The 21,909-nt window shown below is 40.1% G+C and carries 13 protein-coding genes; 3 read left to right on the top strand and 10 right to left on the bottom strand.

All coding sequences use genetic code 11. The annotated features are described in order from the left end of the window. Nucleotides 1-29: 29 nt before the first annotated feature. The 6 genes from ACMZOO_RS06605 to ACMZOO_RS06630 form a co-directional block, all read right to left on the bottom strand. Nucleotides 30-6,821, bottom strand: coding sequence for a glycoside hydrolase family 30 beta sandwich domain-containing protein (locus tag ACMZOO_RS06605; RefSeq protein ID WP_440905915.1), 6,792 nt, complete (start codon nucleotides 6,819-6,821; stop codon nucleotides 30-32). 94 nt (nucleotides 6,822-6,915) lie between these two features. Then, complete coding sequence (locus ACMZOO_RS06610; RefSeq protein ID WP_440905916.1) at nucleotides 6,916-7,410, bottom strand: hypothetical protein; 495 nt, start codon at nucleotides 7,408-7,410, stop codon at nucleotides 6,916-6,918. Continuing rightward, the gene (gene prsT / locus ACMZOO_RS06615) at nucleotides 7,411-10,200 is read right to left on the bottom strand and encodes an XrtA/PEP-CTERM system TPR-repeat protein PrsT (protein WP_440905917.1); all 2,790 of its coding nucleotides are present in this window, start codon (nucleotides 10,198-10,200) and stop codon (nucleotides 7,411-7,413) included. 105 nt (nucleotides 10,201-10,305) lie between these two features. Next, the gene (xdp1, locus tag ACMZOO_RS06620; RefSeq protein WP_440905918.1) at nucleotides 10,306-11,100 is read right to left on the bottom strand and encodes an exosortase-dependent surface protein XDP1; all 795 of its coding nucleotides are present in this window, start codon (nucleotides 11,098-11,100) and stop codon (nucleotides 10,306-10,308) included. A 181-nt stretch (nucleotides 11,101-11,281) separates the two neighbouring features. Then, the gene (locus ACMZOO_RS06625) at nucleotides 11,282-12,118 is read right to left on the bottom strand and encodes an NAD(P)H-binding protein (RefSeq protein WP_440905919.1); all 837 of its coding nucleotides are present in this window, start codon (nucleotides 12,116-12,118) and stop codon (nucleotides 11,282-11,284) included. A gap of 30 nt (nucleotides 12,119-12,148) precedes the next feature. Further along, complete coding sequence (locus ACMZOO_RS06630) at nucleotides 12,149-12,433, bottom strand: putative quinol monooxygenase (protein ID WP_440905920.1); 285 nt, start codon at nucleotides 12,431-12,433, stop codon at nucleotides 12,149-12,151. Between the two features lie 60 nt (nucleotides 12,434-12,493). Between ACMZOO_RS06630 and ACMZOO_RS06635 the strand changes: the two genes are divergently transcribed. Further along, on the top strand, nucleotides 12,494-13,450 hold the full coding sequence (locus tag ACMZOO_RS06635) for a D-2-hydroxyacid dehydrogenase (protein ID WP_440905921.1): 957 nt from the start codon (nucleotides 12,494-12,496) through the stop codon (nucleotides 13,448-13,450). Nucleotides 13,451-13,732: 282 nt separating this feature from the next. Here ACMZOO_RS06635 and tpx read toward each other — a convergent pair whose 3' ends face one another. After that, nucleotides 13,733-14,227: a thiol peroxidase gene (gene tpx / locus ACMZOO_RS06640; protein ID WP_440905922.1), complete on the bottom strand. Its 495-nt coding sequence runs from the start codon at nucleotides 14,225-14,227 to the stop codon at nucleotides 13,733-13,735. A 132-nt stretch (nucleotides 14,228-14,359) separates the two neighbouring features. On the opposite strand from tpx, the gene glpK reads away from it, so the two are divergent. Continuing rightward, nucleotides 14,360-15,835, top strand: a complete 1,476-nt coding sequence (gene glpK / locus ACMZOO_RS06645; protein WP_440905923.1) for a glycerol kinase GlpK — start codon at nucleotides 14,360-14,362, stop codon at nucleotides 15,833-15,835. Here the strand turns inward: glpK and glpD are convergent. After that, a complete protein-coding gene (glpD, locus tag ACMZOO_RS06650) occupies nucleotides 15,810-17,327 on the bottom strand; it encodes a glycerol-3-phosphate dehydrogenase (RefSeq protein WP_440905924.1) in 1,518 nt (505 codons plus the stop codon). The two genes, glpK and glpD, sit on opposite strands and share 26 nt — an antisense overlap. 230 nt (nucleotides 17,328-17,557) lie before the next feature. Between glpD and ACMZOO_RS06655 the strand changes: the two genes are divergently transcribed. Beyond that, nucleotides 17,558-19,546 (top strand): methyl-accepting chemotaxis protein, encoded by a 1,989-nt coding sequence (locus tag ACMZOO_RS06655; protein WP_440905925.1) that lies wholly within the window; start codon nucleotides 17,558-17,560, stop codon nucleotides 19,544-19,546. Nucleotides 19,547-19,571: 25 nt separating this feature from the next. Here the strand turns inward: ACMZOO_RS06655 and ACMZOO_RS06660 are convergent, their stop codons facing one another. Both ACMZOO_RS06660 and nhaD read right to left on the bottom strand, forming a co-directional pair. After that, nucleotides 19,572-20,417 (bottom strand): HDOD domain-containing protein, encoded by an 846-nt coding sequence (locus tag ACMZOO_RS06660; RefSeq protein WP_440905926.1) that lies wholly within the window; start codon nucleotides 20,415-20,417, stop codon nucleotides 19,572-19,574. 77 nt (nucleotides 20,418-20,494) lie between these two features. Continuing rightward, a complete protein-coding gene (gene nhaD / locus ACMZOO_RS06665) occupies nucleotides 20,495-21,904 on the bottom strand; it encodes a sodium:proton antiporter NhaD (RefSeq protein WP_440905927.1) in 1,410 nt (469 codons plus the stop codon). Nucleotides 21,905-21,909 lie beyond the last annotated feature (5 nt).

The raw sequence follows: 21,909 nt of genomic DNA on the forward strand, positions 1-21,909 counted from the left end.
ATTCACTCCGTTCGTCCCAACCTACACACCTAAAATTCTAACTCTGTTTTTTGCCTAAAATACTGTACATCTAACAACCCCGGATGTGCAGACAATCCCATTAACATCACAGCCAACGCCCGCATATCTAAAGTATCACTTTGCCAACTAGCATCATCAACATCGTAACGCCACGGCACTTGAATACCACTCACCTGCGTATCCAAAATCGCTAAATTGTTGTCTTGCCAAGCCAAGACATCCGCCACTAATGAAGCATCCGCGCCGACAAAACCAGCAATCACACTCACATCGGCAATATTATTTGTATGACTGTCAATGCTCGAATCTAAACCGAAACCCCAAACATACGAAGGCTCAGCAAAGTTCTCATCCCAATAAGCTTTTTCCGCTTGAGCGTGCGATAAAAACAACTGGCGATAATTAGCCGAATTTAAGACATGATTAATTAAATAAAAGTTTAATTGGTGATTTAACGCAGGCACAGATTGACTGTTTTCATCGGCTGGCAACGCATTTCCATCAACATAAACAAGCGGGAATTGTTGACCGGTTTGATAATAACTTTGCCAAACTTGTTCAGCTAAACCATCATCCATATTCATCGCCATCCAAACCGCGAGCATTTGCGCTTGGTAAACACCCTGAGTGGATAAACTAACCCCATCGGCATCTTGTGTAATATTTAACTCACCCAAACTGGCGTTGCTCACCAAATCATCCCAAACAATAGTCTGAGCAATTGAATCAACAGCTGTAGTAATTGTGTCGCTAACAAAATGTTGTTGGGCAAACTTAATCCCAGCCATTAGTATCGCCGTATCTATTGCAGAATAATAACTCGATTCAGTCGCAACACTGCCGTCCTCATTCCAATATTGCGCAACCCAGCCATTCGCATTAACTATGGGCGCAACATTCTCATTTTCTCCGTTTAACGTTTGTAGCGTTTGTACGAGTTTAGCGGCGGCCGAGCTATCCCAATCCAGGCTATGCGCTATGCTCAGTGCAATTAAGCCTAAGCCAGTGGCTGCACCACTACGCAAACTATTGTCTGAGCCATCGGCGTTTAAAAATGGTCGATATAAACCATTCGCATCCCGAGCTGAGTCAATTAACTGATAAATATTCTGCGCTAAAGTATTGGTTTGACTAATTTGCTGTAAATCTACCACAGGCGAGTTGTCAGTATCCCAAATCAAACTAACGACATCGTAACTGGCGAGCTCAACTTGGGTATATTGCCCCTGCCAATTCACATCAACTTCGACTGTATTTGTGCTGTTATTCACCAAAACAACCACCACAGTATTGTCAGGGTTTTTATACGCTAGCGTAGACACATCTTGCGATCCCGAAATACTCGAAATCAATACAGCATCATCTTGTAAAAATTTACTAATATGGCCAAACGCATAATATTCAGCATTGGCTGTCATACTGCCGCTGCTATCTATAGTGACTAAACTGCGGCAATTGCTGCAGCCGTTTTGCACTGGGCCATTGTTAGTATCTAAAGCTAAACTGTCGTAAAAAATGGAAGATGCCCCAGCGTCAAATGTTGGGATCAACATATCCGACAAAGTATCCGTTAAATATTGGCCAAAACTTCGGCCATCATTTTCATTCCGACAACTGGTTAAATGCACTGGGCGAGAACGTGTTTGAGCCAATATTTGTGTAATGGCTTGAGTGTAATCTGTCGCACCGTTGGTTGCTTGGTAACATTGCAGCGCTATTGCATTGGTTCTGCCATAGATAAAATCGTCAGCTAGTGCATTAATTGCGAAATTGGCAATATCAGCATTTTGTTGGCTATCAAAATCTGTCCAATTGCCATCCCACAACCACAATTCAGGGCTAGGTCTGAATTGACCAACAACCGGATACCAGAAGTCTTCAAAAAATAATAAATAGTCGTCGCTTGTCCACAACATAGACGGGAAGTCATCAGCTAAATGCGGCTGGTTTTGTAAACTAATGCTAGTAAATTCAATACCGCGATTTTGATATGCCTGCATAAATGCTAACCAATAGTTGGCGTAACTTTGATAAAACTCAATACGTAGCGAACCACCCGCAAAACTCTCATTATCCTTCATCCAAGCAGGTGCGCTCCAACTAATCGCATGTAAACCTATCTCTGCTTGCACATTTTGAATATCTAAAACCAACGGGATTAAATAATCTTCGTCGTCATCTATGCTAAATTGGGTAAGTTCTGGGTCGGTTAGACCAGTCGACATATCGTTATAACTGCGAGGCGCACGCGCGATAAACTCGCCCATGCCTGACAAAGGCACACGTAAATGTTGCAGGCCGATGCCCGACTCGGTTGAGAATATTTGATTGATAATGCTGCTAGATTGCGCCGACTGATAAATTAAACTCGCGGCACTGTCGGTTAAGTTGGCACCTAATCCTGCAATTTTTTGTGCCGGTTGGCTATCACTCACGTCTATTTGAATTGAAGAAGTACCAACACCTGCACGCAAAATTTGTCCTGCACGCTTTGACAGTAATAAACTCGCATCGCCAGAAGTGCGCCAAACTTCAACTGAGTTGGTTAAGCTTGGGTTGACTGTATGCGTATATACACTTGAGTCTGTGGTTAAGTCACGGCTGGTGGTGCGAATAACAAACGAAGTTTGACCAACAGTGTCGCAAGCCATGGCAAAATTGTAATTATCCCCTTCAGTAAACGAGGCGATAACACTTGAAGCTTGTTGATTTAGCACTTCAATTTGTCTGGCATCCCCTTGTTCGTCATCCGCTAAACTAATCGAGTATCCGATTGATGATTCACCAACACTGCATTCAGATGATACGGTAGACGCTGTTGCTAATGTGTCCTGATGTATTTCCCCTACATCAAGAATTGCCGTTGTTTCTGCACTAGCTTCATTAACAAAACCTTGAATGATTAGGCTCTGTGTACCTCGATTGCGTGTACTGATACTGGCACATTGTTGGCTGTTTAACGAGACAGTTTGAAATGATTCATTGCTAAATTGATAGGCAGCTCTATAAGTTAATGCGTCACCGTCTGCATCAGTGCCGGTTAAACATAAAGTAACCTCTTGGCCGTCTCTAACCTGCTCACTAAATTCTTCTGGGTTTTGCAGCGCCAGCGACAAAGTCGGTTTGGCATTAAGCGTATTGCTGATCACGTGGCTATATACCAAAGAATATTGCACTTGGTTACGGCTAACTGTGCGGATCATAAAATCAACTGCATCAACCGCATCACACGACAAACTAAAAGTGCCTGAGGTAATTTGCCCAAGTGAAGCCAATACATCTAAGCTGATAGCATCCACTACATCTATGCTATAAGCATCCCCTTCAACATCTGCGCCGACTTGCACAGCAAATACACTCGCCGCATCGCCCGCACGGCAACTACCACTAGATGAAAAAGCCGTTTGCACTGAATCTAAATGAATAACACCTGCATTAATCGTATCGTTGCCCGTTGCTGTACCATCACTGACAAAACCTTCTATGGTTAAGTTCTGCCCGCCCCTGTCGGTTAAATCTATGCTGCCACACAAATTAGTTAAAGTTAGGCTTTGTTGAGTTTGGTTATCAAAGCGATAAAACACTTGTGTGTTTAATACTGTGTCTTCAGCATCAGCAACTGTTGCACACACCTCGATACTTTGTTGATCACGTAAATTACCGTTAAATCGCTCAGCATCTGCATTCAAAGTTAAATCTATTGTTGGTGCAGTATTGTTTTCGGCAGCAACCACGTGAGAATATTGAGTGGATAAACTAGATAAATCACGGCTGCTAGTGCGGATAACAAATGGAGTCACCCCATTCGCATTACAATTTAACGAAAAACTTGCCGGAGAACTCGAACCTAAATTAGCGATAAGCTGATTAGTAGTAGCGTGATAAACAGCTAATGCATAACTGTCGCCTTCAACATCATCAGCAACTTGCACAACATAAGTTCTATCATCATCACCTTGGCGACAATTTTGACTAGTTGTGTAAGCAAATTGCACTGTGTCTTGATGAATCGAGTAAGACTGCTCTGATGTTACCTGTTCAATGCCATCGCTCGCATAAGCGGTAAATACTAGAGTTTGATTGCCCAAAGCGTTAGTTGAAAAAGTTGTACAACCTGAGTTAAGGCTAAGATTTTGCGCGGCCGCACCATTTAAACTATAGGTTAAGCTTGTGGTTAAGTTGTCACCATCAGCATCATTACCGGCTACGCAGACGTTAAATTCATGGTTATCACGCAACTTGTCTAAATAAGTTTGCTGATTGTCTAACACTATCGCTACTGTTGGCGCAGTATTAACCGGTGCATTAACCGTATGGCGGTAAACTCGCGAATAAGTAGTTAAGTCACGGCTTTGATTACGAATATAAAAATTAGTTGAACCAGCCGTTTGGCAAGACAATGCAAAACTTGAGGTGCTGTTGATAGTGCCCAAATTAGCAATAACTTGATTATTGCTCGCATCAAATACAGTGAGCACAGTTGCATCACTTTCACTATCCGCAGGCAAACTAATGTTATAGGTTAATGAACCATCACCTTGGGTACAGCTATTGTCTTGCGAGCTAGCAACTTGAATAGTATCTAAATGGATTAGACCAATTGACTCAGCTAAATCAGTTGATACTTCGCCATCACTGGCGTTAGCCTGCACAGTTAAAGTTTGACCACCACGATCAAACAAAGAAATTGCCATGCATGAGTTATTGTCTAAGTTCAGATTTTGTACGAATTGATTGTTAAACGCATAATTGCCAGTTACAGTAACAGCCTGCCCTTCAGGATCACTTGTAGTAAAACATAGCGAACCAATTTGATTGTCACGAAAACTGCCAGCAAATTCAGCGGCGGTAAAAGTATAGTTTATGATTGGTGCTTGATTTGGTTGTTCTGTGACTGTGTGCTGGTAATCAATAGATTGCACAGTTAAACCGCGACTTTGTGTACGCAGATAAAAAGGCGTACTGCCGACATCGTCACAGGACAGCTCAAATTGACCTTGAGTAATAGAGCCGAGAGCAAATAAAGATAAACCAGTATTGGCATTTATTACATCAAGTGTATAAGCATCCCCTTCTGAATCACCTTCTATACTCACTGAGTAGGAAACAGCCTCATCACCTTGTGTACAATTTAAACTTTGTGAGGTAGCAAATTGAATAGTGTCTGCATGAATTTGCCCTACGTCTAAGCTTTGTTGGATTTGGGTCAAACCGTCATCTACTGTGGCAAAGAAAGTAAGTTTTTGCCCTCCACGCCCTTGAGTAGATACACTGGCGCAATTATCAGTTAGGGTTATATTTTGTTGTGTTTGGCTCGCCCAAGCATAAGCTAAACTAGTAGTTAAGCTGTCGTTATCAGCATCTGTTGGTTCTAAACAAACTTGTAAAGTTTGATTATCCCGATATAGCAACCCCACTCTATTACCAGTCACATCTATTGCCACCTGCGGTGCTTGATTAGACACTTGAGTAACAGAATGGCTATATATAACGCTACTTAGAACTTGACCACGGCTAGTCGATTGAATTTGATAACGAGTTAAACCAAGTTGATTACAGTCAAAGGTAATGCTGTTTTGTTGACGAATATTTAGCTGTTTTAATAGCTCATTCGAATCAGCATCTATCGCTTGTAAAATAACAGTATCAAACTCAGCATCCGAGCTAATATTAATATTAACCGTTTGTGCATTATCACCTACTAAACAACTGGAGTTTTGACTAGTGGCGATTGGAATAGTATCGCTGTGAATCAAACCTAAATTTAATTCAGCAGCCGTTGCATTAACCCCATCAGACACCTGTGTAAGCAGAGTAATTTGATTGCCACCTAAACCACTAGTATCTAATTCAGTACACAAATTATTCGCGGTTAAATCAATTAACTGGCTAGTGTTCGCAGAAGCATTGCTAATACGCGCTTGAAAACTGGCGGTCAGCACATCACCTTCAGCGTCAGAAGTAACTAAACAAACTGGTATTTGCTGATAGTCGCGTAATTGTGACGAAAAATAACGTACCGAATCAGCCAATGCAGTAAAAGCCACCACTGGTGCTTGATTGTCTTGTGGATTGGTTGCAAAAGAAATTTGTAACTGCCCAGGCGCGCTAGCCTTAGCGCCTAAACTATCAACACAAGCTGCAGCTAACACATCACCTTGTTTAACCGTGCTGGCCGCTAAATTAATTTTGGCATTGGATGCTTGCTCCAACCAATAGCGACCATTAATGGTTAACTCAACTTTAGTGGAATCACCATCAACATCTGTACAGCTAGGTAAATGAATTTGTTTTTTTTCAGCCGAAGAAAAATATAAAGTAGTTAATTCAGAAAAATCATTAGCACTGGCAATAGCAACTGAATTTTCCGCAATTGTATATGGATAGTTTTGGGTTAAGAATTCAGTTCCATTGGCGCTCATTTTACCGCGAATGAGCAAACTGCCGCTAAAAGCTTGTGGGTCTAAAACAAAATTAAGCTGGTTGTCTGTGGTTAAGTTAGTCCACGAATTGCCATTATCGTCAGAAACTTGACCAACAAAAGCAGCGCTACTGGCCGAACCTTGGGTAAGTTGAATGGAAAAAATAACTTGGCATTGGCTGAAAGGGCGAACACTTTGTGCGCTAAAGGCACATTGGCTTGGCAAATTATTGCCACTAATAACTAGCTGACTTGCCATTTGCGGCAAGGTTACATCAGTGTTTCCACCATCTGGGTTATTATTATCTGGCTCTGCTGGCTCTGAGCCACCACAGCTAACCAGTAGTAATACCCAGCAGAGTACAGCCAATTTGTGCAACAAACTTAACCTCGAAAACGTCAATCTTTTGTTAGTAAGATTAGAGTGCAGTCAAGGTTAATGCCAACTTTTCCTCTAGTTAGCAATTACGTGACTACAGTGGTATTTTCCGTGTTTCAGCTTGAACAGTTAACACAAATGCATCAGCCACAAAATCTTGCCAACTGCCTTGCTCAAGGCTAACAGGGATAGCTGCTTGCGAAATACTTTGTAAATAATCACCTTGAAATACTTTGGCACCATTAACAATTTTGCTGCTGGATATATCCGCATACAGCTCTGCTTGTAGTGAGACACTTGCCTCACAGGCATCAACAGCAGCGTTATTAATCAACAAAGCACCAGAAACAAATTTAGCTAAAAAGTTTTTATATACATAAGCTTGTTCAGATACTGCTTCACCAAACCTAAGCTGTTGAGTACCTTCGCATAAAACTTCACTATCTAATAAAGTTTGTTCACCTGCATCCAGCTGAATTTTTAAAAAGGTTTTTTCTACATATTCAATTTTGTCATTTGCTGTTGAAGCACAGCCGGATAACAAGCCAGCAGCAACAACAGCCCAAGCATAGCCAATCCATTTATTCATTTATAATGTCTCCAATAATTGTTCACACTGAGCTTTTTCAGCAAAATCTACACCTAACATCAAAGCCGCTTGTAATTCCATTTTAGCTTCACTCGCTCGACCTAATTTAACTAACACTGCACCTAGATGATAACGGATTGACGGATCTGAACTATTAATTGCAAACGCCTGACGGAATAAAGTTAACGCCTGTTCATGTTGACCAATTAAATATAATGCCCAACCTTTGGTATCTATCGCTGCAGCAAAAGTAGTGTGCTGCGCTAACGCTTTATCCACATACTCTATCGCGGCTTGTGGGTTATCCGGTAAATATAAATTAGCGATATTATTTAGAATTTGTGGGTTGTTGGCGTAATTTTTATCCAGTGTTGTCAACTGGCGATAGGCCGCCAATGCTTGGCTATTACTTTGTTGATTTAAATAATGATCGGCTAATAAATTAAGTAAAATCGGCTCTTGTGGATGTGCATGCACCGATTTTTCAAGTATTGACTCAGCTTCTGCAACAAAATGACCTTGTTTCGCCAATTGATACACTCGACTCGCGGCCATGGCGAAACCATCGTTAAGCTCAAGTGCTTTCTTATAATAACCAAAAGCTTTGTCCATTTGCCCTTGGGCTGCAACCAAGTCACCATTTAATACCAATACATTTGGATCTAGTTTAAACTGCAGTGCAGCTTGGGCCAACATGGCTTGCGCTTTATTGATTTGCAATTGACCAATATATAACTTGATCAGCTCATAATGTAACAAGGCTTGTTCTGGGGCTAAGCTAATAGCTTTTTTCAACGAGCGTTCAACTTTAAGTACATCTTTAAGCTGTTGCTGCAATTGACTTAATTGGAATAATTTCCGCGGTTGTTCTGCCCACATTCCAAATAAAATATCAGCTTGTTCACTCGCTTCAGCTGAGCGGCCTAACTGAGTTAATATTTGTGCACGCTGCCATAAATATTTTTCGTTCAGTCTATCTAGATCATTTAATCTATTCGTTTCTGACAAAGCACCTTCTAACCTACCTTGCCTAAGCAATACTTGCGCATATAACTCAGCTGCAAAAATATTTTGTCTTTCTAATACAGTAAGTTTTGCCAACATATCACTGGCTAATTGCAAATTACCCAATAAAAATTCGATTTCAGCTAACATCAAGGTCACTTGCCTATTGTCAGGTCGTTCAACAGTTAACTCAGCTAATAATTGTTGTGCTTGTTCTAACCGTCGTGATTTTTTATATACTTGAGCAAGGTTAAAACGTGCAGCAAAATGTTTTTGTTGCTGCAAGGTAATTTGCAATAAAACCACTTCTGCTTCAGTTAAACGATTTAATTTAACTAAACTTGCACCTTTAACAATTAAATAGTCCACTTGTTCAGGCTCAGTTTTTAATAAGTTTTCTGCACTGGCTAAAGCTTTGTCATAAGCGCCTGATTGCATAAATAATAAAGCTTGTGATAACTCCAATGCGGCGCCTTTTTGTTCACCGTCGGATAAACCACTTTTTTCAATCAGCTTAACCGCACTCTCGTGTTTGCCTCTAGCAATAAGCGCTTGGGCTGATAATAAGATAACTTGCTCACTTTCAGGGTGACGCGCTCTTAACTCATTGAGTAAAATATCCGCTCTGTAGTATTGACCGTCTTGCAAATACATATGTGCAAGCTTTAGCGCCAAAGCTAAATCGTTCAGCACATAGACTTCGTTTGACTGTAATAAATTAACTGCTTGTTCAAAATCACCTTGTTGATTATATAACTCCAATAACAGCTTCACTGCCTGTAAATCACCCGGAGCTTGTGCTATGTAAGAAGATAAATCACTGCGAGCTTGTTCATTGTTTCCTTGCGCAAAAGCAGTTAAGCCACGAATAAATAGTAAAGAAACTCTCTGTTTAAACTCCTCTTCTGGCACTAACGACATTCTCTCTAGCAAAGACTTTTGAACTTCACTAGCTTTGGTATTGTCATTCTGCTGGGCATAAATCCAGCTTTGTAATAACAAAGCTTCTGCATCAGTGGCACTCTGCTCTAGGATCTTTTCAACATAAGATTTGGCTTGCTCTAAGTCTCCTTGCTGGATATATACACCAGCAAGCGAGCGATAAATGACCACATCAGGGTTGACCGAAACTTTTAATGCCGTTTGGTATGCCGCCATAGCAGAATCTATATCTCGATCTATTTCAGCCAGTTTACCTTTAAGGTGCCAAGTCTTAGAATTAGCGCCATCCATTAACAAAGACTGCTGTATCAATTGTTTAGCAGCCACAAAGTCTTGTTGTTTAATTTTGTTCCAAGCCATACTGTTGAGGATGCGTGGATTATTCGGTTGCAATTGACGCGCTTTTTGGTAACTCAAATTTGCCGTGTCAAATTGCTTTAAATGCTCAAAAGCCACTGCTTGCAGCATTAACCAATCAAACATAGTATTATTGTTAAGCTTTTTCCCTTCACCTAAAGCAATCACCTCATAAAATTGACGATCTAATAATAATGCGGTCGACCAATCTTCAATAATTAAATTAATATCAGCCCCTGAATAGTAGGCCTTGTTGTACTCTTCAATCGCTTCTAAGTAATAGCCATTTTGCAACAATAACTTGGCATATAAAATTTTAGCTGGTAAGTGATTTTCATCTTGTTGCAGTGCATTTTTAATGTGAATGTATGCCGTATCAAAGTCTTGCTGATTAAACGACTGCAAAGCAGCTTCATAGTGATTATCTTCAGCTTCAACGATAAACGAGAGACAAGCGGTAAGTAACAAACAAACTCTTAGTTTCATAATAATAATTGGCGAGTTAAATTTCGGCTGATAAAACTATAACAAAAAAAAAGATGGCCTAAGCCATCTTTTTCAAGAATTTACAATGAATTTTAAATCGTAACTTTATGCGTTGCGTCTTCTACGAAGCATCAATCCAGCTATGCCCAATCCAAAAATAGCTAAACTAGCTGGCTCAGATACAGGTTGAGAAGGTCTTTGAGAAGGCGACGTACTTGCAGTTGCTTGCAAACCAGTTAGCTTAAATGCAGTATCGTCAGGACAATGACCACCGAATACACTTTGGTAAGCACCAACCAACCAGTATGTTGAAGTGGTTGCATTATTTAAAGAATAGTAACCATCAGAGCTAGAGATATCATAAACATTGCTATTGCCAGCGTTTATGAAATCAGTCCATACACCACCAGCCAGAGAAGGAGCAGATTCACCAAGAGATACTACAGTTACTTCAGCGCTATCACCATTTGTCCATCCCAAATCAATCGCAGATAAAGCAACAGATTCGCTAAATTCAACTAGCACAAAGTCATAATCAGTGCTCCAGCCATCATTATCGAATGCATGGCCAGGTCGGTCACTTGAACTCTCGTCATTATTAACCACACCCCAACCACTGCGACCCCATTTGTACAATTCACCTTGGGTTATTTCATCATCGTTAGTTACACCTGATTGGTTTTCAGAGGTATCCGCCCACGCAGTAAAAGTAGCTGTGATTTCTTTACCGCCTTGGCTATCACTAAAAGAAATCTCTGTGTATCCAACATCAGGGTTATATCGACCGCTACTACTAGTGTATTGGTCATCAATCATATCAAACGTATAAGTCTGTGTAGCAGCTTGCGCTGTAGCAACACTAGATAAAGCTAAAACCGAACCTAAAATAAATTTTTTCATTGTAAAATTCCTACTGTCTTACGTCAGGATAAAACGGTGAATTATTCTTGCTCATGCAGATAAGCATACTGGTCAGACTACAAGCAATTAACAAGCCAATACAAAAAACACATTTAAAATCAAATGGTAAAAACATTTTATTCTTTAAGGTTATATTGCGATGTAAAAAATGCTGACATGCTTATAAGGCATCAATAGGGTTATTGTACCTAAACTGATAACCCATCGCTTTAATTTTATCCACCTTAATATACTTTGCATGTCCTTCAGGTGTAACTGGCGGCAGAACAATCGCATCAGAATTATTAAATTCAAAACTATGCGTAGCGGCATGTTCGACAGCGGCTTGATAAAACTCGGCTTTGGTTATTTTTTCAGGTGTCGATAAATTCACGACCTTGGCGGTGATTTGCTGAGAGATCAAGTACGCCAAACCGTGCACAGCATCATCTTGATGGAGCATATTGGCATAACTGCGGTTTGATACTGACTGCATATGTTTTACAAATCTTGCAGGGTGGCGATCTGCACCAAACAAACCACCAAAACGAGCAATCACATACTGTTTTGGAAATAAAGTGCGCACAACATGTTCAGCTGCGAGTATCTTTTCAGCTTTAGTACTCCAAGCGGATGCATCACTTTCTTGCATATCTTTGTCAATTTCAGGATAAACAGCCGTTGACGAGACTAAGATCACTTGTTTCACCTTAGGTGAAATATGTTCGCATATAGCTTTAATATGTGCAGGGTAATAATCACCACCGCCACTACGAAACCCAGGAGGGATAGTAATAACAACGACATCAGCTTGGCCTAACTCAGCTAAATTGGCCGTGTCTGATTTAGCCACAACACCTAGAGCTAACTTAACTTTTTTTGCATCAATGCCATGCAACAGCAAATCGGCTAATCCATCTTCTGAAGATTTACTCACTTGAACTAGGTGACCATTCGCTGTTAACAGCATAGTCAATGGCAATCCAACCCAACCTGCTCCAATAATACTTATATTCATAGGGACACACTAACCGATTAATTTGAATTACTAACAACTATACCAATGACGAACACTTTTGCTTATAACTGATGTTTGAGTTTTTTTACTAAACGTTAAATAGTGCTCACTTTCAACATGCTGCTGAAACGCCATTTCATCAACAAACTGTTCGTATAAGAAAAAGTGCGTTGGGTTGTCGTGGCTTTGGCTCACATCAAATTGCACACAACCTTCTTCTTGATGCAATGAGGTTTCTGCATTTTCCAACACAGCATCCATAAAAGTTAACATGTGGCCAGGGTCGATTACGTACTCAACAGTGATAATATACATACAATGTCCATTTATAATGACTTCTATTACTAGGTATAGCAGTTTACAGGAAATTTAGATATGCCATCAGCCAAAATTGTTTTTGCCGATGCCGACTCAGTTGGTGCCGTCAACTTTAGTTCATTGCAACAACAAGGACAAACCATATTAGCCGACAAACTCTCTTTCAACGCTCAAGTACAAGATTACATCAAAGATGCTGACGTAATTATTTCAAACAAAGTGCAAATCGGACAAAAATTACTTGAACAAGCGAAAAATCTAAAACTAGTTTGTGTTGCCGCAACGGGTTATAACAATGTTGATTTAGCCGCCTGCCAGGCAAAACAAATAGCTGTATGTAATGTAAAAGATTATTCAACCATGGCAGTTGCACAACATACATTTGCTATGCTGTTAACTTGGTTAAACAAAGTTCCGCAATACCATCAAGCATCAACTAATGGCAGTTGGGCGCAAAGCAAACACTTTTGTTTGTTAGATTATCCAATTGCCGATTTAGCCGGTAAAACATTCGGCATTATTGGTTATGGCAATATAGGCCGAGCCGTTGCCAATATAGCCAAAGCTTTCTCTATGAATGTACTAATTGCAGAAAGGCCAAATAGCTCAGTTAGAGATGGGCGCAGCGCTTTTGAGCAAGTTATCCAACAAGCTGATATTTTATCTTTGCATAGCCCATTGACTGAAGATAACCAAAAGATGATAGATAAAAACCAGCTCGGGAAAATGAAGTCATCAGCAATTTTAATCAACACAGCTCGAGGTGGTTTGATCGATGAAGAAGCTTTGCTAAATGCGCTTAAGCAAAAACAGATTCAAGCCGCTTTGTTAGACGGTTTAACCCTTGAGCCACCAGCTGATAATCATATTTTATTAAATGCCAATTTGCCGAATTTATTAGTTACGCCACATGTGGCTTGGGCCAGCATAGATTCAAGGCAAAAATTGATAGATGAAATAGCCTTGAATATTCAGGCATTTTTTAATGGTGAATTTCGGAATAGATTGGATTGAATTAAAGAAAGTGTGAATTACAAAATAGATTAAATTGAACTTTGGAAATTGTGCTAACAAGCTAGGTTGAAGCGTAATTTTTTAAAAACGCTGTGCACCATCCGTGGTCGCTCTGGAAAAACATCCCTGTTTTTCAAAGTTTTAAAAAATTAGCATTCAACCTAGCTTTAATCAGCGATGACGTTGCGACGTATAATGTTCAGAACAGGCCACTACAACATACCAACAAGGTAGATGGGTATGTTTCGAACAAAACTTCACAAGATAGGGATATCTTGTGCGTTATAAAACCGCAATGGCAGCTTGGTAATCAGGCTCGTCTGCTGTTTCAGCAACTTGCTCTGAATGCAACACAGTGCCGTCAGCATCCACAACTACAACACTACGAGAATACAAACCAGCCAATGGGCCGTTAGCAAAAGTTAAACCATAATCCTGGCCAAATGTAGAACGGAAACCCGAACCTACAACTACATTTTCAATACCTTCAGCACCACAAAAACGCGCCATCGCAAAAGGTAAATCCATAGCAACACATAAAACAACAGTGTCAGTAAAACTTGCAGCTTGCTCGTTAAATTTACGTACAGAAGTTGCACAAGTTGGTGTATCAATTGAAGGGAAAATATTTAGCACAACTTTTTTGCCCGCCAAACTCGCTAAAGTCACTTCAGACAAGTCAGCTTTAACTAAAGAAAACTCGCCAGCTTTGCTGCCAACAGCAGGTAAAGTGCCAACAGTCTCAAACGGGTTGCCTTTTAATGTAACAGTTGCCATTTTTTCATTCCTATAAATAGTTTAAGTGAAGAATTCTTTTGCATCATACAAGCAAAATACGCTTTGTAGAATATGTAATATAGACACATTTGAACTAAGATTTAGTGAAAATCTGTGTTTAAGGATCACTCAATGGAAAAATATATATTGGCGATAGACCAAGGAACAACCAGTTCACGCGCTTTGGTTGTAAACAGTTTAGGCCAAGTTATTAGTACTGCCCAACAAGAGTTCCAACAGATTTACCCACAAAATGGCTGGGTTGAACATTCGCCAACCGATATTTGGCAAACAAGCTTAACTTGCTGCCAACAAGCTTTGGCTCAAGCAGCAGTTAAAGTTTCGGCTATCTCGATTTGTAACCAAAGAGAAACAACTGTTATTTGGGATAAAACAACTGGAGAGCCTGTCTACAATGCTATTGTTTGGCAAGATAGACGAACCGCCAGTTACTGCGATGAACTAAAACACCAAGGTTATGAAACCCAAATACAGCACAAAACAGGTTTAGTGCTCGATCCTTATTTTTCTGCGAGTAAAATCAATTGGCTGTTAAGTCATGTTCCACAAGCCAAACAATTAGCAGACCAAGGAAAGCTTGCATTTGGCACTATAGATAGTTATTTAATCTGGCAATTAACTCAAGGGCAAAGCCATTGTACAGATGTAACCAATGCCAGCCGCACCTCACTGCTCAACATTCACAACCTAAATTGGGATCAAGAGCTCTTGAGTTTGTTCGGCGTGCCAGCTTCGATATTACCAGAGGTAAAACAAAGTGCTGATGATTTTGGCATCTGCAACTTATTTAATTATCCAATACCTATTAGCGGTGTACTTGGTGATCAGCAAGCCGCTTTAGTTGGTCAAAACTGTTTTGAACTAGGCGAAGCCAAAAGTACCTATGGCACAGGTTGTTTTTTAATGTTGAATACAGGTAACAAACCTATTCAATCGAGTAATCAACTATTATCAACAATCGCTTATCAGATAAATGGCCAAACTACCTATGCTTTGGAAGGCAGTTCATTTATAGCAGGCGCCGCAGTGCAATGGTTAAGGGACGGCATTAAGTGTATTTCATCTGCCAAAGAAACCGAAAAAATAGCCCAATCAATAGCATATGATCATGGTGTATTTATTGTTCCTTCATTTACAGGATTAGGTGCACCCTATTGGCAAGCAAATGCGCGTGGTGCAATATTTGGTTTAACCCGAGATTCAACCAATGCAAATTTAATTGCCGCTAGTTTGCAATCAATTGCTTATCAAACCAGAGATTTAGTAGAAGCCATGCAACAAGATGGCATTCAGCTAGACTCGATAAAAGTCGATGGTGGTATGGCCAACAACCATTGGGCGATGCAGTTTTTGGCTGAAATACTACAAGTGAGTTTAGTCAAACCAACAAATACCGAAACCAGCGCGGTTGGGGCGGCGTTTATGGCGATGTTGCAGCAAAATATCCATAGTGACTTTGCGCAAATTAGCGCTCTGTATCAAAGTTCAGCACACTTTACGCCAAGGATCACCAGAGTGGAAGCAAACAAACTTTACCAAAAATGGCAACAAGCGGTGCAAGCTACCCTGCTGTTTTCAGATTGCTGATATAAGCTTGCAAATTATCTTGCTGTTGTTGGGTAAAATATAAACCTAACTTAGTGCGACGCCACAAAATATCTTCAGCCGTTTGCGCCCATTCATCTTGCAGCAAATAATCGACTTCTTTTTGCAATAACCCGTGGCCAAAATCTTCGCCTAAATCCCTCAAGTTTTGTGCATTTTGCAAAAAATTAAAAGCTAACGAGCCGTAACTTCGACTATAGCGAGTCACTAAGTCAGTCGGCAGAAACGGGTAAGTTGTCGACAATTGTTGAAATAATTGTTGTCTTGAAGATATATCCCCACCGGGCAAAGGCAGCTTGTGTGTTTGGCTTGGTGGTAAATCTTCAAATGTACGAATTAAACAATCAACCGCTTGCTGCGCCAACTTTCGGTAAGTGGTCACTTTGCCACCATAAATAGATAATAACGGAGGCGTATTAATTTTTGCGTGAGAGAAAATAGCATAATCACGACTGAGATCTTGTGCACGATTATTTACAGACGATTGTTTTATTTCAAACAAGGGTCTTACGCCACTGTATGAGTGAATTATGTCTGCCGGTGACAACTGTTGTTTAAAATGGTCATTGACCACGTCTAACAGGTAGTGGATTTCATCGACCGAAATTTTTATATCTTCAAGCTGTGTTTGCTCAACATCTGTTGTACCAATCAAACTAAAGTTATCTTGAAACGGTAATACAAACACAATTCGTCGATCAGAATTCTGTAAAATATAAGCTTTATCTTGCTGATGAATACGCGGCACAACAATATGGCTACCTTTTATATAACGCACTTGATATGGCGAGCTTGCCGCAAACACTTGATCTAACACTTGGTTTACCCAAGGGCCAGCAGCATTGATGACAGCTTTACCAACAACACTAAAGCTTTCAGTTTGAGACTGAAGCATTAGCTGCCACATAGGCTCAGGATGTTTCGCCAACTGCATAACTTTGGCATTCAAACATTGAGTTCGGGTTAGGATAGTTGCACCGCAGGCTTGTGCCGCTAATGCATTGACTATAACCAACCTAGCGTCATCCACCCAAGCATCACTATATTCAAAGCCAGTAGCAAAACTATCTTGCAAAGGTGAAGCATTCGCAAAAACAACAGATTTGGATTTTTCAAAACTACTCTTGGCTAAGTGGTCATAAAAATATAAACCTAAGCGAATTAACCAAGGGCTGCGCAAATATTTCTGATGAGGCAAACAAAAACGCATGGGCCAGACGATATGTGGTGCAATATCTTTTAGCACCTCGCGCTCTAACAGCGCCTTTCTCACCAGCGAAAACTGGTACTGCTCAAGATAACGTAATCCACCATGAATTAATTTACTACTGGCAGACGAAGTGGCCCCAGCTAGATCGCCACTTTCACATAATAAAACACTTAATCCTCGCTGCGCTGCATCATAAGCAATACCGACACCATTGATGCCACCACCAATAATCACAAGATCAAATATTTTATGATTTACAGCCAACTAAGCAACTCCCCCGTCAGGTATATATTCAGCTTGGTTGAAAAAGTGAGCATTAGCAAAGTTTGTTGCATAAAAATACTTGAATAGACACAATACCAGCCATATATAACTCTACAGCATATAATTAGTCAAAATAACTATACATATAACCCACCAAAAAACATTTCTCTGACTAATATTTAATTAACACAACACAAACGTCTGTCTGCCTCTAGCAAAGGATATGCATTATGCTTAAAAATTTAACGTTCAAACAAAAACTGTTCGCGCTGATTTTCATCCCTGTTGTGGCGTTTTTGTATCTAGATGTCACGAGTATTCAAGCTGATATACAGGTCATGAATAATGCTCAAAGGCTAATTACCACAACTGAACTGACCAATATCAATTCAAAACTAGTGCACGAATTACAAAAAGAGCGAGGTTTAAGTGCATCGTATTTTGGCGCGAAAGCACAGAAGTTTGCCAATGAACTATCACAACAAAGAAGACTTACAGACAGTGCTATACAGTCTTTTCAGCAACATATTGAGGATAAGAGTCAATTTAGCACAGCCGCAACTGATGTACTGGCGCAAGCAACTCGTGAACTCACTCAGTTATCCCGTAAACGCCAAGAAGTAGACGATTTATCTATCCCACTAGCAAGTGCCTTAGGTTATTACACGGGTATAAATAAATTGTTATTATCAACCGCCGCACTACAAGCTCAATTTAGTGACGATGCAACTATTACCCAAATATCCTCAGCGTATTACAGTTTTTTACAAGGCAAAGAGCGCGCCGGTATAGAGCGTGCTGTACTGGCCAATACTTTTGCCAACAATCAATTTGCTAACGGTAATTTTCAAAAATTTATTAGTTTAGTTGCGGAACAAGAGGCATTTTTTAGCCAATTTTCAGCGCTTGCGCCTGAACAATTAATCGAGTCTTTTCTGCTCGCACAACGCAATGATGCCTTTAAACAAGTAGAACATATGCGCAAACAAGCAATGACTGCCGAAGTGGAAATGCTGCAAAGGTTAGATGCTGCAACTTGGTTTGGACAAGCGACTGTTCGTATCAATGAATTGAAAAAAATTGACGACTTAATCGCTAATACTTTGTTAGAGAGAAGCCAGAGTTCGTTGAATCAAGCGCAAAATCAAGTATACCAAAAAGCTTTTTGGAGCCTGGTTATTCTATGTCTGGTTAGCTGGTTAACTTGGGCTATTATGCGAGTTATTGGCGCTCAAGTGAATAATATCGACCATACAATGAGCCAAGTTAGAGATAAACAAACCTTGTTTGTTCGCACACAAATTTTGTCAAACGACGAGTTGGGCCATATCGCAGGTTCAATCAATTCTATGCTCGGCACTTTTGCGGATGCTTTAGGCAAAATACGAACAGCAGCAAGTGAGCTGTCCGTATCGGCGAATCAGTCGAAAGTATCTGTTGCCGATAGCCACAAAGTTATCCAAAACCAACAACTTTCAACCAATCAAATTGCCGCTGCAATTGAAGAAATGTCGACAGCAGTGCAACAAGTTGCACAAGATATAGTGATCACAGCTAACGAAGCACAGAACGCTTATCAACTTGGTTTAAGTGGGCAAAAAACCATGAGCCAGTCGTATAACTCAATTTATGCGTTAATTGATGAAGTCTCAACGCTAAACGTTGAAATATCCTCATTAAATGAAAAAAGCCATGATATCGCTAAGATGGTGGATATTATTAAAAACGTGTCCGAACAAACAAATTTACTCGCGCTCAATGCAGCTATTGAGGCCGCTCGAGCAGGCGAACACGGCAGAGGGTTTTCCGTGGTCGCGGACGAAGTAAGAACGCTGGCAATGCGCACTCAAGAGTCAACCTCTGAAATAGAGAGCATTATCTATCAGCTACAAACGGGTACTCAAAAATCATTTGATGTCATTAAACAGTGCCAAGAAAAAGCATCAACTGTCACCAACAGTGCAAAACAAGTGGATGAGTTTTTACACAAGATAAATACTGCCTTTAACAAAATATCTGAAATGACAGAACAAATTGCCACTGCTGCAGAGGAGCAAGTTGCCGTAGTAAATGATATCACTGTGCATATAAATGAAATTGACGGACAGAGTCACGACGTAGTACGCCACTCTAACGAAATAACTCAAGGGTCAGATATACAAGCCAAACTCGCATACGATTTAAATGAGTTAGTGAAAAAATTTAAGCTAGATAGCTAATTCAGCTGTAGAAAGTTAGACAAGCTTATAAAAATAAGTCTTGTCTAACATCCTCTTTGAGCTCTTGGTAATCGTCATCCGACAGGCACAAGGTTTCTAACACCGCCTCTTTAACATGCACCCAGTCATACGAAGCAACATAACGTTTTTCAGTATGCTGGATATTTTCTGCAACTTTTAAGATTGAGTAGGACAATTTATCTTCGTAAAAATTACCACCTTGCAAATAATCCAATTCGTGCTGGCGTAAAATAAGGTTGCAAATATTACGTGGCAAATGCCATGCATTAGCTAAATAATAACCGACCACTGCATGATTGGTTTGATATACTTTTTCTTCAAACTGGGTTAAACACACATCATAATTTTTATTGGCCGCAGCTAACACTTTAATATAGTTATTATATTTAACCGCCATAGCTGGAATACCACAACCGACAAACAAACCTAAAGTATGCAGGTTTTCCACTGGAATTTGCTCTTTATATCTTTGCCCAACATATAAAGCGATATTGGCAACTTCTGTACTGGTATCCCAAAAGCGTTCTAAACTAATACAACATGATTTCTGGTCAAATGCTTCTTTTAATTTTAACCCGCGAATTAAAGCCAAAATACCATCAGCACCAATAAACATAACAGCTTGTTTGATATCAGTGACAGAACGAGCCAAACCAAAAGCTGGGCTATTAATCACTTTTAATACGGATGCTGCAATGCCAATATCCTGTGCGACCGTATTAGCGATTTCACCAACATCAGGCTCTGGTTTATTTAACTCTTGCTCTAACTCAAACAAAATTGCTGGATGAGGGGGTATAATGAAGCTACGCTTAACATCTTCCAAAATAGCGTTATTTATTTCAAACATCTGCTGAAACACCACCTTTATTTGTTAGTCATAATCAGTATAGTCAAGCAAATCCAATAAAGTAGCGCCAAATCATGTTAATTTGGGCTGTTCAATAAAAAATGTACCCATATGCTTAAACCGTATCCCAATGCTATGACTGGCGTCCACTTTAGATGGCCAAAAAATGTGTAATAACCACGTGCTTGTCCCATTAAGGCTACGCCTGCAGCAGAGCCAATTGACAACATACTACCGCCAACACCAGCAGTTAAAGTTACCAGTAGCCATTGCATATGCGACATCTCTGGGTTCATAGTTAATACCGCAAACATCACAGGAATGTTATCTATTAGCGCCGACAAAACACCCACTAAAATGTTCGCTTGTGTCGCGCCCAATTCACCATACATAAAACTGGATATAGACGCCAAATAGCCGATAAAACCTAAACCACCAACCGACAAAATCACCCCATAAAAGAAAAACAAGGTATCCCACTCAGATCCAGCTATTTTTTTGAAGACATCAAATTGATACGGATTAGCATTGCCTGCTGGCGGATTATCAGTGTGTATTTCCCATTTTTTACATTTTTGGCTTAAACAATAAGCATACAATTTCAAATAGCCCAAACCTAACATCATGCCGAATACAGGTGGTATATGTAAAAAGCTATGGAAACTAACAGCAGTAACAATAGTTAATAAAAACAAAGCAACTATGGTTAAACCACCAGGTTTAAGCACATCAGCCCTAAGTTTAGCGCCTTTTGGTGTGCCCTCAGGTAAGGCAAATTGCATAATGGCCGCAGGCACTACAAAATTCACCACAGCTGGGGCAAATAAAACAAAAAACTCTGAGAATTCAACTATGCCTTTTTGCCACACCATTAGGGTTGTAATATCACCAAACGGGCTAAACGCGCCACCCGCGTTAGCGGCCACAACTATATTGATACAAGCTAAGCCAACAAATTTTGGTCTATCTTTGCCAACTGCTAATACTACTGCACACATAATTAATGCAGTGGTTAAGTTGTCCGCAATAGGAGAGATAAAAAAGGCCAGAAAGCCAGTTAACCAAAATAATGCTTTAAAACTAAAACCAGCCGCGACTAACCTATTGCGTAAATCTTCAAATACACCTCGCTCCAACATGGCGTTGATGTATGTCATCGCGACCAATAAGAAGAAAAATAACTCAGCATACTCTAAGAAATTATGCCGGATAGCGGATTCAACTTGATGGGAAAATCCTTGATTGCCGTAAACAATCGCAATCAAAATCCAAATAATACCAGCTGATAACATCACGGGTTTAGATTTTCTCAGGTGCAGCTTTTCTTCTAAAATAACAAAGAGATAAGCACATACAAAAACTAAAATCGACGTATAACCAAGCCAATGATTTATTAAACTAGGTACAACATCAGCAGTTGATGCGTAGGAATTAAAGGGTAGGGAGATCAATAACCAACTAACAAGTGCCAAAACAAGTTTGTGCATAGTTA

The sequence above is a fragment of the Catenovulum sp. SX2 genome (assembly GCF_052056295.1).
Lineage (GTDB): Bacteria > Pseudomonadota > Gammaproteobacteria > Enterobacterales > Alteromonadaceae > Catenovulum.

Coding starts and splice junctions, on each gene's coding strand:
- ACMZOO_RS06630 (WP_440905920.1), bottom strand. CDS start 12,433: ATGTATATTATCACTGTTGAGTACGTAATCGACCCTGGCCACATGTTA.
- prsT (WP_440905917.1), bottom strand. CDS start 10,200: ATGAAACTAAGAGTTTGTTTGTTACTTACCGCTTGTCTCTCGTTTATC.
- xdp1 (WP_440905918.1), bottom strand. CDS start 11,100: ATGAAAAAATTTATTTTAGGTTCGGTTTTAGCTTTATCTAGTGTTGCT.
- ACMZOO_RS06625 (WP_440905919.1), bottom strand. CDS start 12,118: ATGAATATAAGTATTATTGGAGCAGGTTGGGTTGGATTGCCATTGACT.
- nhaD (WP_440905927.1), bottom strand. CDS start 21,904: ATGCACAAACTTGTTTTGGCACTTGTTAGTTGGTTATTGATCTCCCTA.
- tpx (WP_440905922.1), bottom strand. CDS start 14,227: ATGGCAACTGTTACATTAAAAGGCAACCCGTTTGAGACTGTTGGCACT.
- ACMZOO_RS06635 (WP_440905921.1), top strand. CDS start 12,494: ATGCCATCAGCCAAAATTGTTTTTGCCGATGCCGACTCAGTTGGTGCC.
- glpK (WP_440905923.1), top strand. CDS start 14,360: ATGGAAAAATATATATTGGCGATAGACCAAGGAACAACCAGTTCACGC.
- ACMZOO_RS06660 (WP_440905926.1), bottom strand. CDS start 20,417: ATGTTTGAAATAAATAACGCTATTTTGGAAGATGTTAAGCGTAGCTTC.
- ACMZOO_RS06610 (WP_440905916.1), bottom strand. CDS start 7,410: ATGAATAAATGGATTGGCTATGCTTGGGCTGTTGTTGCTGCTGGCTTG.
- ACMZOO_RS06655 (WP_440905925.1), top strand. CDS start 17,558: ATGCTTAAAAATTTAACGTTCAAACAAAAACTGTTCGCGCTGATTTTC.